Below are 12541 nucleotides of genomic sequence, written 5' to 3'. Positions count from 1 at the left end.
ATGATGTGGGCGAGGAAGCGGCTCTCCATGTCAGTTCCTCGCCCGGTTGGAGGAGAGACGCGTGGCCGCGGCCACGATCCCGGTGAACTTCGCCATGCCGCGCACGCCGACAGCGGGCTTCACCCCGGTCAGCATCTTGGCGGCGAGGTAGAGATTGCGCGCGAGGTTGGGCTCATGATCGGTGCCGATCGCGACGGGAATGATGCGATTGGAATCGGCGACAGGGCGGACCCAGGCGACGGGATGCCCCACCCAGGGCAGGCCGAGACGCCCGGAGCGCAGCATCGCTTCCTGGCTGCCGATGGTGCGGACTTTCCAGCCATAGCGTTGCCCCAGGGTTCCAAGCCGGGCCCAGAGATCGGCGCAGGGGATGCAACCGGGTGCCGTGCTCATCTCGACGATGAACGCGGGGGGCTGGCCTTTCATGGTTTCGGCGAAGTCGGGCGGCCAGTCGCGGGTCACCGGAACGCGGGCGAGCCACTGGCGCATCTCCGCGTCGGTCGAGATGGGGTGGATTGCCGCGCGCATCGCCTGTTCGCGCGTCGGCGCCTGCGCGTGAGTGGGCGCACTGGCCATGACCAGCGCCACAAACAGGATGGCGACGAAGCGGATCATGGCCGGGGCTCCATCCGAACGTCCACCAGATCGCCGCCCAGCACGCGCGGATCGGTGGCCGACACCGGGCCGTTGGCGAGCGCGTCGAAGAAGCCGTCTTCTTCGCCCGCGCCGGTCAGGAACTGTTCGGGCCGGATATCGCCCGCGAGCAGCCGGACCGCCTGGTAGGCCATCTGGATGAGGTTGGGATAGGCCTCGACCCCGCTGGCGATCACCATGCGCTGCTGGCTGCCCCGCCGGATCACCATCGTCGTGGGCGTGACCTCGACCCCGAAACGCTGCGCGAGTTCGGGCTTGCGGTCGATGTCCTGCAGCGTGACCTGCCAGCCCATCTCGTCCTGGAAGCGCTGGACGATCGGCCACTGGACGCGGCAGTAGCCGCAGGTCGAGCGCGAGAACATGACGAGCGCAAACTCGTTGGCGCGGCTGCGCAGATACTGCCGCCGGACCTGATCCTTCTGCGCGGAAAGCTGATCGCGCGCCTCGCCGACCATCGGGTTCGCCGATTTAGCGTTGAGTTCGGGATTTTGCAGCATGGCGATCTGGGTGACGCCGGCGAAGGCGCGGGCCTTGCGCCGGGCGAAGTCCTGCAGGCGCCAGAAATCGCTCACCGCATCGACCGTCAGCACGGTCGCCGCGTAATCCCGTTGTTCCTCGATCAGCTTCCTGATCTTCGGCGGCGTCCAGGTCGCCAGCTCGACCATCGGCGGGATCGCGGGCTTTTTGAGCGCGTCGGGATCGGGTTCATCGTCGGCGGGTTTGGGCGGCGCCTGATACCACCAGTAGCCGGTGCGCTGATCGCCGGTCTGCGCATGGACAGGCAGGATCGGCAGGAGCACCGCCACGATGAGGAGGGCGACGCGGATCACAGCAGCTTCTCCATGCGCTTCAGCCGCTCGATTGCGACCGGGCCGTAGTAGCGGCTGTCGAACCCGCTGGCGTGCGACGAGCCGACATAGATCATGCCCGCCGGGATCGTCGGATAGAACGGCCGCCAGTGCTCGAGCTTCTGGCCGTTATGCCCATAGGGCTTGCTGATCCCGAGCAGCTTGCCGTTGCAGAAGTACCAGCCATCCCATTCGCCGGGATGGATGGGCCCAGATGCAGACGACGGCTTCTCGATCCAGTCGATGCGGTCGCCCGGCAGGCACAGCGCCATCTTGGTGACATCGACCGGCTTGGGACCGGCGAGCGGATGCGACAGGGTAAACGATACGAAGTCGCCGCGGTTGATCGGCCCTGGCGCCTTGCGGACGAGCCAGGCGTCGATCGACGGGCTCATCACGATGGTCGCCTGGGGAATGGCCCACCAGGCCAGTAGGCCGACCGGCAGGACGATCCCGAACGCCTTCCATAGCTGTTTGGGCCGGGGTGGCTGGCCGAGGCCGGAACTGCCGAGCGCGACCGCGGCCTTGAGCGGCAGCAGCTTCAGTTCGGCCCAGCCGGATCTAGCGGCCCTGAAGGCGAGTCTGAGCATCGCGGACCTCCTGCTTGCCGCCGAGGCGGGCATATTCTTCGAGAAGTCCGGAAAGCGCCGCGTCGCCGTAGATGACATGCGCGGCGCGCGGGGCATCATCCTCGCGCTCGCAATAGGGGAGCGCCGGATCGCCCGGCACCATGGCGAGCGCGGGCACGCGGGTGACGCCCTGCTGGCGGAAAATCAGCGGATCGACGATCAGCTGCACGTCGCGCATCGCGCAGGCCGGGCCTTCGCATCCGGGATCATGGCGCAGGATTTCCGCCGAGAGTTTCGCCATCGGCGCGACCCTGGTGAGACCGCCGGGCATTCCCCGGAACGCCAGCACGCCGCCAACCCGTTCGAGTTGCCCGGCATAGGTGCGCAATGTCGTCACCGGCATCGAGGACGAGACGAACAAGACGGGCACCCAGCCTTTGGCATCCAGTGGCGTGGTCGCGCCCGCCACCGCCGCCATGTCGGGCGCATCGAGACCGAGTGCCTGGCCGAGCCGTTTGGCCATGGCGTCGCGCTCGGCGGCCATCGCTTGCTTGCCCTTGTCGAGCGCGGTGCGCGCCCGCGCGTCCATCGCCGGCGACGGGGCGCGTTTGCGCAGCCCCTCGAAGGCGCGGCGGCGGCTCTCTTCGGACGGGGTTGGCAGCGCCGTCGGGCCACGCGCTTCCGCTTCGGCCTTGCGCGCGGCCGTGGCGCGTTCGAGCCGGTCCATCGCCGCGCCGCCTTGCTCTTGCGCGTGTTCCCTGGCGTTCACCGGCGGCGCGGCGTCCTGCGCGTGGGACGGCGCGGAAGTGGAAAGCAGCAGGGCGAGCGCGGTGAGGACGCGCGCGTTACTGGCCGATAACCCGCATATACGCATCGATCTTGTCCTTCATGTCGATCTGGATGTCGGCCTGGGCGCGGGCCTCGATCTCGGAATAATATTCGGAAAGGTCCATTTTGGAGAAATCCAGCGCCTGGAACTCTTCGGGGGTGAAGCCGCGGCAGTAGGGGTTCTTCGGCGTGCCCCAGCCAAGCCTATTGAAGCTCTTGAGCTGCGGGCGGCCCTGCTCCTGGATGATGCGGCCCAATTTGGTGTTGAAGCAGCAGTGGCCCTTCGACTTCTGCACGCAGATGCCGAGGATCTTGGAAGAGCAGTAGGTGCCGACCTCATGGCACATGCCCGAGCCCCGGAGCATGCCCACTTCCATGTCCTGGCTGTCACAGCCGGACAGGAGGAAATCCATCATGAAGTTGATCGCGAGACTGATGGCTATCGAGGTCGGATCGATCCCGGCGATGATCGCGTTCGCGCCCGAGCTTGCGGCCTGGCCGGCGGTCGCGCCCGCCTTGAACGCGCCGTAGGCGGCCTTCATGCCGGTGAACACGCCCTTGGCCACCGCGATCTTGGTGCCGATCGACGAAATGGACGAGCCCATGCCGTCCTTGACGATTTTCCCCTTGTCCTTGCAGCAATTGGAGAAGGTGGTCTTGAGGCCCGCCGGGCGGCAGCGCACCGCGCGTCCCGCGAATATCTCGATATTGCCGAGGCAATGCCCTTCGGCGTCGACTTCGCCATCAGCAGGCGCGCCGGGATCGTCGACGATGGGATCGTCCTCAATTCCGGCACCATCGCTGCCGGTGCAGGCATTGGGCGAGCACATCGGCGTGCCGCCGCCGACCGGCGTCAGGCATGGGTGCTGGCTGCCGAGCGGGCAGCTATAGGCGCCCTCGGCATCGGCTACGCACATCGTCTGCTGCATCGGACAGAGCCAGGCATCATCCGCCATGATGGTGCAGTTCGCGACCTCGCCGGGATCACCGGCATCGCCATTGCCGTTGAGATCGACCGCGCAGACTGGGAGTGTTTGCGCCTGTGCCGGGGTGACGTGCGCCGCGAGCAGGAAGCCGGACAGGCCGAGCGCGAACAACGCCGCGCGCTTCGGCCAGGAAAGGCGGCGCCCGATCATCGCACTTCTCCCGTGCAGACCATGTCGGCCCCGCCGAGGCGGACGGTCTGCATCATCACTACCGCTTCGGGAAAATCGTCGAGGCAGCCGCAGGGCGAGACGATCTCCTCGCCCGGACCCACAGGGCAGACATCGCCGCCGCTTGCCGCCGTGCAGGCATGGTAGAAGGTGTCCCACCCGACAGGCGCATTCTGTTTGGCGCCGACCACCCCGTCGATCGCCGCCGCCGTGTTGCGCGCGGGCGCGCGGGTCTTGCAGACCGGCTCGCAGGCCGGAACCGAACCGCGATCGGGCAGCGCGAACGAGCGCGACGAGGTGGAGTAGCCGCCGTCGGCTGTCCTGACGCGGTCGGCCAGCATCGTCTCGGTCGAATGGTCGATGATCCAGGCGCCGCGGCCCAGATCCGGTTCCGGCATCGATCCGGTATCGACGGTGCAGCGGTAGCGCCGTTGCCGCTCGAACCATGGCCGCGCGAGACGGAGCGAACAGGCGCCGCTCTCGAACAGGCGCGTCTGCGGCAAGGGCGTGAGCCCGGTTCCGACGCCGCTGCGGAACGTGTCCACGCCATCGACGTTCTCGTCATGGAGCGCGCAATTGGCGTCGCCGGCATAGCCCGAACAGAGATCGATGATGCGCTCGCTCACATCGCAGGCGGTGTCGGCCTGGATTTCAACGACGACATAGCCCCAGTTGCCGCCGCCACCGCCGCGCACCCGCGCCGACACGGTGGCGGCGCCGGCCTTCAACTGGGTGGTGATGTCGATCGGCGCATGGTTGTACCAGGCGCTGCCGCTGATCCGGCAATCGCCCGACGGGATGCCGTCGTGCATCCACACGCGCTTGCCCGCATAGCCGACCGCGACGCCGTTGACGCGGGCCTGCACCCAGTCGTCGGCGCCCATTTCGACGATGCGCGCGGAGGTGATCCGCTCCGGCGCTTGCGTGCTGAAGATGGCGGAATAGACCGGCGGATTGCTGCCGCAGGCGCCTGCGCCGCGGATCTGGTAGCGGCGGCAGCCATCGCCGCAACTCCAGCTCGACGTGATGCCGCCGCTCGCTGAGACGATGTCGTCGAACTGCCAGGGCTTGATACTGATCTCCCGCGTGATCGTGCAGGACCGGATCTGATCGGCCTTGCCGACCCCGGCGGGCGATGCTTTCAGCGCCTGAAAAATGCTGTTCGATGCGGCGACGCTCGCGGCATCGCCCTGGATCGTAGCGGGACTGGCGCGATAGGCCGTCTGCGGGAGCGCGGGGTCGGGCGAGCAGGCCGTGCTTTGCGCGCCGGTATAGCGGATGGCCGGGCCGTCGATCACCGCCTGCGCGACGCCGACGCGTGGATCGGCGGTGGTGAGCGCACCGATCACGCCGCCGCCCAGGTCCTTCAGCACCGAGGCCATATTGCCCCAGACAAGATTGCTGCCGCAGCTATTGTTGACACAGTAGCAGCCGGCGAGATCGGTCAGCTCGACTTGCGCGAGCTTGAGATCGCCGCCAGACGCGACGTCCCATTTGAAGCTCTTGCACTGGTTCCAGGTGCCGGGCTGACAGGAGACCACGCCATTGGCGCAAATGCCCGATACCGGCACCGGCAGGGTCAATGTCTGGTCGACCGTGCCGTCGAGATCCTTGTCGCGCGATATCCGCAGCGTGCCGATATCGCCGGTCGCCGCCGGCTGCGCGATCAGCTCGAGCAGCGTTGCGGTCTTCTGGCAGGCGATGTTGGGGTTGAACGTCTGGCTGTTGTCGACCGTCGAGATCGGCTGTCCGGCAAGACCCGGCGTCAGGTAATTCTGCTGGATCGCATCGCTGTCCGAGGTCTTCGCGCGGGATACTTCGGCGGCGGCGCGGGCGCGGTCCTCGACCGTCTGCGCCGAAACAGGAGACGCCATCAGCGCGGTGGCTGCGAGGAGGAATATGCCGCGCCTCACCATGGCGTCCTCGCGCGGGTGGTCCGCGAGCCATAGGCAAAGCGCAGCACGTCTCCCGCCCGGAACGCGGCGGAACCGGGCGAGAGTACCTTAAAGACGGCCTGTCCCTCAAAAATGGTCAGCGCGGCCGCCACCGGGGACACGGCGGGAGGGGGTATTGCCGGCCCCGGCGGGGGGCTTTCGGCCGCGCTGACCGAGGGGGGAGCGGCGGCGGAAAGGGACACCGCCGCTCCTTCCGCGCGCCCGCTCACGGTGGGGAGCGTTCCGTGACGAGCGGGGCAGCTACCCGTGCGTGGCGCACGGTTTGGGGGAAGCGATCGGCTCACGGCGTGGAAATCCCCGCGCAGCAAATCGCCTTTTCGAACAACATGAATTGGGCGTTGTCCTTTCCGGGCGCGTGCTTGCCGGAAGTCCAGAGCGCGCCGGGGCGGCCGATATTGACGCATTTCCCGCCCTTGACGGGCTCCATGATCTGCATCTTGTAGCGGCTCTTGGTCCAGATCGGCTGCGGCTTGAACGAGCAGCCGTCCGCCGAGTGGATCGTGAGGGCGCCCAAACGCCCCATTATGAAGGTCGAGCGTGCGGCGAGCCCGGCCCAGGCTTCGACCCGGTCGCCCATGTGGATGTCCCCGGCCACCGGATAGGTCGCGCCCCAGGACCCCATGCACCAGAATAAAGGGTCAATCGTCTTGCCCGCGGCGGCCGCGGCACTGTCGGCCATGCAGGCAAGCCCGGCGGCGGGATTGCCGAACAATATGCCTTCAGGCTGGATGATCGCGCCGAGCGTTCCCGACTGCCAGGTGGGCAGGACCTCGGTGATCATCGCGACGTCGAAGCCGTCATCCTCGATACAGGGCAGGTCGGTGAACATGTCGAGCATCTTCCAGACCGGCGAGATATAATAGTGTGCTTGGGCGAACAGCTTGGTGGTGTTGGTGCCATCTGAGATCGACGACTGGCTGCCCTGCAGCTTGCCGCCCGTCGGCATGAGATCGACGCCGAGCGCCATCATGCAGCCCGGCTCGGTCACGACGTCGACCATGCGGTTGGGCGACCAGAAGCTGACCTTGACCCCGAACCAGAAGGTCGCGCCCTTGCGGCACGCGCACAGGGGTTTGGACGCCGACTGCGCGTCGAGTTCCTTGTCGAGCTTGTCGTAGGAGCCGACCCGAACCCCGCCGATGGTGATCGGGAAGATGCAGTTCCAGCGGACCTTCGTGATCGGATTGAAGACGGTGCCCGCCTCGCATTTCGAAGCGTGCGCAGGCGCGGCGGGCGCGAGCAGCGCCAATGCGAGGGCGGCTGCGGTGGCGCGGAGGGTGGATGCGATGCGGCTCATGGGTTTGGCCTGCCCTTGGGTTCGAGACGAATTTCGCGAAGCTCGAGGCGCTGGCCGACCTGCCGGACGATGACCGGCGCGACCGTGAGACCGAGGCGGTCCTTCACCCGCTCTTCGAGCACGAACAGCGCGCGGCCGTGGCGTTCGCCGAGCGATAGCGCATCGTCCTTGGGGGCGCCGCCTCCCGTCAGGATGATCCAGTCGGTGAGCGCGGCGGTCTTCAGCGCCCAGCCCAGATCGCGGGGATGCACGACCACCAGTTTCTGCGGCAGCGACACATAGGTCAGCGGGTTGAAGGTGAAGCCGGCCGGATAGAGCAGCTTGCCGTCCGGCAGCCGGATTTCCCGATCGAGCGTGTAGAACGGCACAACGCTGCGAACTTGTGTCTGGCGCGCGACGCCGAGCATCGCGCCCTTCAATGCGCTCCAGCCCGAACGTGGTCCGAACTTTTCCGCCATATTGGGCGGCTGCTTTGCGGCGCGCGCCTCGATCTCGGCCATCGCGTCGAGCTCGGCGACTGGCCAGGTGCGCCCGATGGTCGATGTCTCGGCGTGGGCCACGCCCGCGACGATCAGCGCGCCGGCCAGACACCCGGTGATGAGCGCCGACTGGATGGCGACGACATGCCAGCCCTGGGGAACACGTCTATCGGCCACGGCGGCGCTCCCTCCAGGGAACGGCAGGTGTGCGGCTCTCGCCGCAGACCGCGCAGATGAACGCGGTGACGCCCAGGAACAGGGTGAGCCAGATCAACGCCTGGCCGCCGCCGAGATCGGGAGCCGACCAAAGCACCAGCGAGGACTGGAGTATCAACAGCAGATGCGTGCCGACCAGCAGGCGAATGGATGACGGACAAGGCGCGCCGGAGAAGATGCCGTTCATCGGCCCCACCTTTCGGCATGTCGGGCGAGGGCATTTGCCATCCTCGACGCGCGGTACAGGAACCACAGCCCTCCAAGCACAAGCGCGATCGGCGTCAGGACAAGAATGGCCGCCCGCATGAACAGGGGCATTTCCGGGACGAGCAGGAACAGGCCGACGATGATCGAGGCCGCCATCGCTTCGAGGCCCATGATCTGCCGAAAGCGCAGAGCCGCGATCCTCTCGTCCCGACCGGACGTATATTCCATGGCAAGCGCGGCGCGGGCCATGATCAGGAGCGCGGCTTCATTCGAGCGATGCAGGCGTTCGACGTAGGCTTCCTGCGTTTCGCCCGGCAGGTGCGGCGCCATCCCTGGACGGATCAAAAGATCCTCCGGCCGTTTTCCGGGACGAGGAGGGATTTCGTCGATCCCGCCGTCGATCTGCCGGGCAAGCCAGCGGATCATGTCGCCGACCAGCGGGCGGATCGACGACGGGTCGGGCGAGCCGGAGAAGCTGCCGTTCATGCCCATCTCCGTGCCCTCCGCGCGACCAGCCAATTCGGGATGCTGTCGATGATGCGGGCGATGCCGATCGCCAGCGCGGCGCCGGCAAGTCCGGCACAGGCGATCAGCCCGGCCATAAGCGGCACTGGCACGCTGTCCGCGGCCCCGCACAAGCCAAGACCAGCGGAGGCCAGGGCAGCGATGACCGGCCCGGTGAAGGTCAGCAGCAGGCTGCGCCGCCGCCAGCGCTGGCGTTCCATTCCAAGGATGGTCCATTGCGCGTCGCGAACGGACGCGAGGAACCGGACCCGGTCGCCCAGTTCCCACTGGCAGCGGACCAGATAGTCGTAAAGGGATTCGTCGGGCCTGCGCACGACGAGGGTCAGGCGCTCATTGCCGCCACTGGGCGGGAGCATATCCAGCATCATCTTTTCCTCCTGAGTTTTGCGAGCAGACGGCCCGCGGCCCCGGTCAGGCCGATGAGGATGAGCCCGGTCAGGAAACAGCCGCCCCCGACGATTGCCGCGCCGCGAAGAACGATGCCGGCGGGCTGTTCGAGCACCAGCCCGGCCGCGAGCACGAGCGATGCGATCATCACGGACTCGATGACCACCAGGCGGAAGCGCCAGCGCAATGCGTCGGCTTCCGCCCGTGCGGCGACGCGCGCCTCGATGATCCGCTCGATATCCTCATCCGGGCTCTCCACGAGCCGGAGCGGCAACTGGTCCGGAGAGGGGGAGCGCCGCGTCATGACAGCGCACTCCGCTTCAGCGGCGCGACGTCAGCGAAGGACGTGCCGATTATCCCGGCGGGGTCGACCCCGGCGAGGTCGCACACCGCCTCGAGGGGCGAGCGTCCGGCGCGGACCAGCGCCTCGAACGCGGCCACGTCTTCGGGCGCGGAGGTGTTGATCCAATAGCTGAACGGGTCGACGACGAGCCGGGCGATGCCGAGGCCGAGCGGGCTGTCGATGAAGACTTCCGAATAATTCGGCTTGTTGTTGCGGACCGATTTCAGGAGGTCGAGGATGAAACCCGAATAGTCGAGGATCTTGTTTTCGACCGCCTTGTCATAGGTCGATCCTTGCAGGAGGAAGCGCGTCGCGGCATTTTCCAGGATCACCTGTCCCGTGCCGCCGAACAGCAGCAGATCGTTCATGCTCTGGAGAATGATGCCGAAGCTGCCGCGATATTTGCGGGCGCGGCGATAGCCCTGGCTGATCGCTTCGGCGAGGCGGGACAGGTCCTGGCCCTCTTCGCGGGTCATGAACTGCGCGGCTTCGTCGCACAGCACGAAGCGAGGGCGATCGCGGGCGGACAGGTAGAGTTCCTGCGTTACCGCGTTGATCACCACCATGACGACCACGTTGAACAGGTCGGGCATGGCCTTCAGGCGCTCGAGTTCGAGCACCACGAATTCATCGTTCGAGATGTCGAAAGTGGACGGCCCGTTGAAATAGTGGCCGTAAGCGCCGTCCGACCCGAAATCACGCAGGTTGAAGGCCAATTCGCGCGCCGTGGGCACCAGGTGGTCGACCCGGTCGAGATCGGAGACGGTGTTGGCCGGATAGGAGCCGAGCCATTCGCGCACCGCATCGATGCCCGCTTCCGCGCGGCCGCTCTCGATCGCCCATTGCACGGCGGACTTGAGCAGGTTCCATTCGGACGTCGTGACGGGCTTGCGCGTCCCGGCGTTGGCCATCTCCGCGACGATCGACACCGCCATCGAGATCGCGGACTCGCGATCGTCGCCGTCGAGAGCCAGCCCCAGGTCGAAGGGATTGAGGACGAGGTGCTCTTCGCCGAGATCGATGTAACGGCCCGAGCAGAGCGTGCAGAGCTTCCTGTAGCTGCCGCCGATATCGACGATGCGGATGAGGGCGTTTTGCGCGAAATATTGCTGGCACAGGTTATTGAGCAGGAAGCTCTTGCCCGCGCCCGATTCCGCTGAGACGATAAAATTGTAGTTGTTGATGCGCGGATCGAAGAGGTCGAGCGTGATGAGCTGTCCCTTGCGCCCTGTATAGAGCAGCGCCGGCCGCCCGCCGCCCCGGAAATCGGTCTGGATCGGCGACATCAGCACGCCCGCGCGCACCGGCACGCGGAAATCGCGCTGGAGCATGCCGATCGTGCGGCGTTCGGGGTACAGGCCGAAGGGCAGGCTTGCCGCCAGCAGGATCGGATTGAGGTAGCTTTCCTCCTGGACCATCCAGGGCAGCGGCTCGCTCTCCCACAGCCGCTTGGCGCGGGCCGCCATCTCGCGGGCCTGGTGCCGGTCGCGGCCGAACACCCACATGGTCGGGATCACCGAGACGAACCGGGTGTTTCCGGCCTCGTCCAGGATCCAGCCTATCTCTTCGATCTGCTTGCCGACTTCGACCGCGAAGCTGCCTGCCGCCTTCTGCGCCGAGAGAATCTGCGCGCGCTTGTGGATTTCGAAGGCCGAGTGATCGAAAAGGACATTGAGCGTATAGAGGAACGGCCCGCCGATCTGGTCGCTGTCCTCGGCCGACCCGCGCATGCCGCCGGTCAGGCGATTGGCGCGTTCAGCCGTGATCCGGCGCGGCGGCGACTTGGGCGTCAGGCAGCGCGCCACCTGGTTGCCCAGATACACTTCCGGTCCGTCGAAGCGGAGCGCGGGCCCGGCATCGATGATCTGGCGGCGCAGCGGCACATCGGCGGTCTGGGTGAAGACGCCGGGCGCGGGCGCATGGACGCCGTTGAATATGCGGCGATAGAGCGAGATGATCTCGCTCGGCGCCATCGGGCGGATGCCGAGCTTGGCGAGCTGCTCCTCGATCTGGCGCTTGAGGTCGCTGTCCATCGGCGCGCGCGTCTTGACCGACAGGAAGGTGCGGAAATCGCGGATGGGAATGCCATGCAGGGCTTTCAGGCCCATGGTGCCGGCGCGCAGATAGTCGAAGGTGCGCCGCGCCGAGGCCTGGATCAGCGGATCGGGCCGGGTCTTGAGGTCGAGGAAGGCATCCAGCGCATCGTCGATCAGCGGGTCGGCGAAACTCTGAAGCTGGAGGATCGTGCCTTCGGGAAAATTGACGTTGAGCAGCCCCAGCAGCGCCTCATGGACATGCGCGAACATGTAGGGGGAGGGGACCAGTTCCCAGCTATACCCCCAGCCATCGTCGATGGTGAGGAAGGCCTGTTCTTCCTCGACCCAGGCGGCGAGCGGCAGGAAATCGGAATAGCTGTCGCGCTCGACGCTGCGGCGCAGCCGCGCCAGCGTCATGCCCGATTGATAGCTGGTCATGGCCGTGGCCCCGCATCGTTCGGCCCGTCGTCCGGGCGGTCCCGGACCTGTTCGAGCACGTTCGCGCGGGACGCGGGCGAAACCGGGGCGACGAGATAGTCGCCGACGACCCATTGCGGGCGCTCGACCAGCGAATAGACATAGCGCGGCATGTAGAGCCGGTCGGGCCGCTGGCGGTCGGCATAGGGCAGGATCAGCGTGCGGACCGAACGCGAGGGCTTGAGCATCGGCGTGACCGGCTGCTCGATCAGCCCCTGAAGCTCGCGATAGACGCTGTCGCGATAGCCGGCGAAGGCGCCCGATGCCGCTCTGCCCGAGCCTGATCCGCCCGAACCGCGCGCAGGCTTGCTGTCCCTGATCAGTTTCCTGTCCCTGGTGACCGCCGGATCGGACTTCGACGCGACGCCCGCAACGGCATCGGCATAGGCCTTCTCAGGGTGGATGCACTGGCCGTGATCGTTATTTTTGCAACTGAACTTCTCGCTATAGGGCGACATGACCGAACCCAGCGTCGCGCAGCCGCTCAGCATGAAGGCGGCGCAGACCGGAAGAAGCGGGGAGAGGGCGCGCGATCGGCGCGCGGGCGATAGAGGCCGCATGGGCGA

At 66.8% G+C, this 12541-nt stretch carries 15 protein-coding genes; all 15 read right to left on the bottom strand.

The genetic code is table 11. The features are described 5' to 3' along the window. Positions 1 to 30: 30 nt before the first annotated feature. On the bottom strand, positions 31 to 615 hold the full coding sequence (locus tag KFK14_RS20550; protein WP_062066079.1) for a hypothetical protein: 585 nt from the start codon (positions 613 to 615) through the stop codon (positions 31 to 33). Then, positions 612 to 1484 carry a conjugal transfer protein TraF gene (locus KFK14_RS20545; protein WP_062066077.1) on the bottom strand — a complete coding sequence of 291 codons (873 nt, stop codon included), beginning with the start codon at positions 1482 to 1484 and terminating at the stop codon, positions 612 to 614. The genes KFK14_RS20550 and KFK14_RS20545 overlap by 4 nt, the downstream gene beginning before the upstream one ends. Next, complete coding sequence (locus tag KFK14_RS20540; protein ID WP_062066075.1) at positions 1481 to 2092, bottom strand: S26 family signal peptidase; 612 nt, start codon at positions 2090 to 2092, stop codon at positions 1481 to 1483. Before KFK14_RS20540 ends, KFK14_RS20545 begins: the two co-directional genes overlap by 4 nt. Further along, a complete protein-coding gene (locus KFK14_RS20535; RefSeq protein ID WP_062066072.1) occupies positions 2064 to 2945 on the bottom strand; it encodes a type-F conjugative transfer system pilin assembly protein TrbC in 882 nt (293 codons plus the stop codon). The genes KFK14_RS20540 and KFK14_RS20535 overlap by 29 nt, the downstream gene beginning before the upstream one ends. Further along, positions 2917 to 4035, bottom strand: coding sequence for a conjugal transfer protein TraN (gene traN, locus KFK14_RS20530; RefSeq protein ID WP_148650786.1), 1119 nt, complete (start codon positions 4033 to 4035; stop codon positions 2917 to 2919). Before traN ends, KFK14_RS20535 begins: the two co-directional genes overlap by 29 nt. Further along, the gene (locus KFK14_RS20525; RefSeq protein WP_062066070.1) at positions 4032 to 5969 is read right to left on the bottom strand and encodes a hypothetical protein; all 1938 of its coding nucleotides are present in this window, start codon (positions 5967 to 5969) and stop codon (positions 4032 to 4034) included. The genes traN and KFK14_RS20525 overlap by 4 nt, the downstream gene beginning before the upstream one ends. Then, complete coding sequence (locus KFK14_RS20520) at positions 5963 to 6190, bottom strand: hypothetical protein (protein WP_156415290.1); 228 nt, start codon at positions 6188 to 6190, stop codon at positions 5963 to 5965. The genes KFK14_RS20525 and KFK14_RS20520 overlap by 7 nt, the downstream gene beginning before the upstream one ends. A gap of 98 nt (positions 6191 to 6288) precedes the next feature. Then, a complete protein-coding gene (locus KFK14_RS20515) occupies positions 6289 to 7305 on the bottom strand; it encodes a TraU family protein (protein ID WP_062066068.1) in 1017 nt (338 codons plus the stop codon). Continuing rightward, complete coding sequence (locus KFK14_RS20510; RefSeq protein ID WP_062066066.1) at positions 7302 to 7961, bottom strand: hypothetical protein; 660 nt, start codon at positions 7959 to 7961, stop codon at positions 7302 to 7304. The genes KFK14_RS20515 and KFK14_RS20510 overlap by 4 nt, the downstream gene beginning before the upstream one ends. Next, positions 7951 to 8187, bottom strand: coding sequence for a hypothetical protein (locus KFK14_RS20505; RefSeq protein ID WP_062066063.1), 237 nt, complete (start codon positions 8185 to 8187; stop codon positions 7951 to 7953). Before KFK14_RS20505 ends, KFK14_RS20510 begins: the two co-directional genes overlap by 11 nt. Then, positions 8184 to 8693 carry a hypothetical protein gene (locus KFK14_RS20500; protein ID WP_062066061.1) on the bottom strand — a complete coding sequence of 170 codons (510 nt, stop codon included), beginning with the start codon at positions 8691 to 8693 and terminating at the stop codon, positions 8184 to 8186. Before KFK14_RS20500 ends, KFK14_RS20505 begins: the two co-directional genes overlap by 4 nt. Beyond that, positions 8690 to 9100: a hypothetical protein gene (locus KFK14_RS20495; RefSeq protein WP_062066059.1), complete on the bottom strand. Its 411-nt coding sequence runs from the start codon at positions 9098 to 9100 to the stop codon at positions 8690 to 8692. The genes KFK14_RS20500 and KFK14_RS20495 overlap by 4 nt, the downstream gene beginning before the upstream one ends. Further along, complete coding sequence (locus KFK14_RS20490; RefSeq protein WP_013846825.1) at positions 9097 to 9423, bottom strand: hypothetical protein; 327 nt, start codon at positions 9421 to 9423, stop codon at positions 9097 to 9099. Before KFK14_RS20490 ends, KFK14_RS20495 begins: the two co-directional genes overlap by 4 nt. Continuing rightward, a complete protein-coding gene (locus KFK14_RS20485) occupies positions 9420 to 11936 on the bottom strand; it encodes a TraC family protein (RefSeq protein ID WP_062066057.1) in 2517 nt (838 codons plus the stop codon). The genes KFK14_RS20490 and KFK14_RS20485 overlap by 4 nt, the downstream gene beginning before the upstream one ends. Continuing rightward, a complete protein-coding gene (locus KFK14_RS20480) occupies positions 11933 to 12535 on the bottom strand; it encodes a TraV family lipoprotein (RefSeq protein ID WP_062066055.1) in 603 nt (200 codons plus the stop codon). Before KFK14_RS20480 ends, KFK14_RS20485 begins: the two co-directional genes overlap by 4 nt. Positions 12536 to 12541 lie beyond the last annotated feature (6 nt).

Origin of the sequence: Sphingobium phenoxybenzoativorans (genome assembly GCF_018286635.1) — a bacterium.
GTDB lineage: Bacteria > Pseudomonadota > Alphaproteobacteria > Sphingomonadales > Sphingomonadaceae > Sphingobium > Sphingobium phenoxybenzoativorans.
This window is presented reverse-complemented; position numbering and strand designations above follow the sequence as displayed.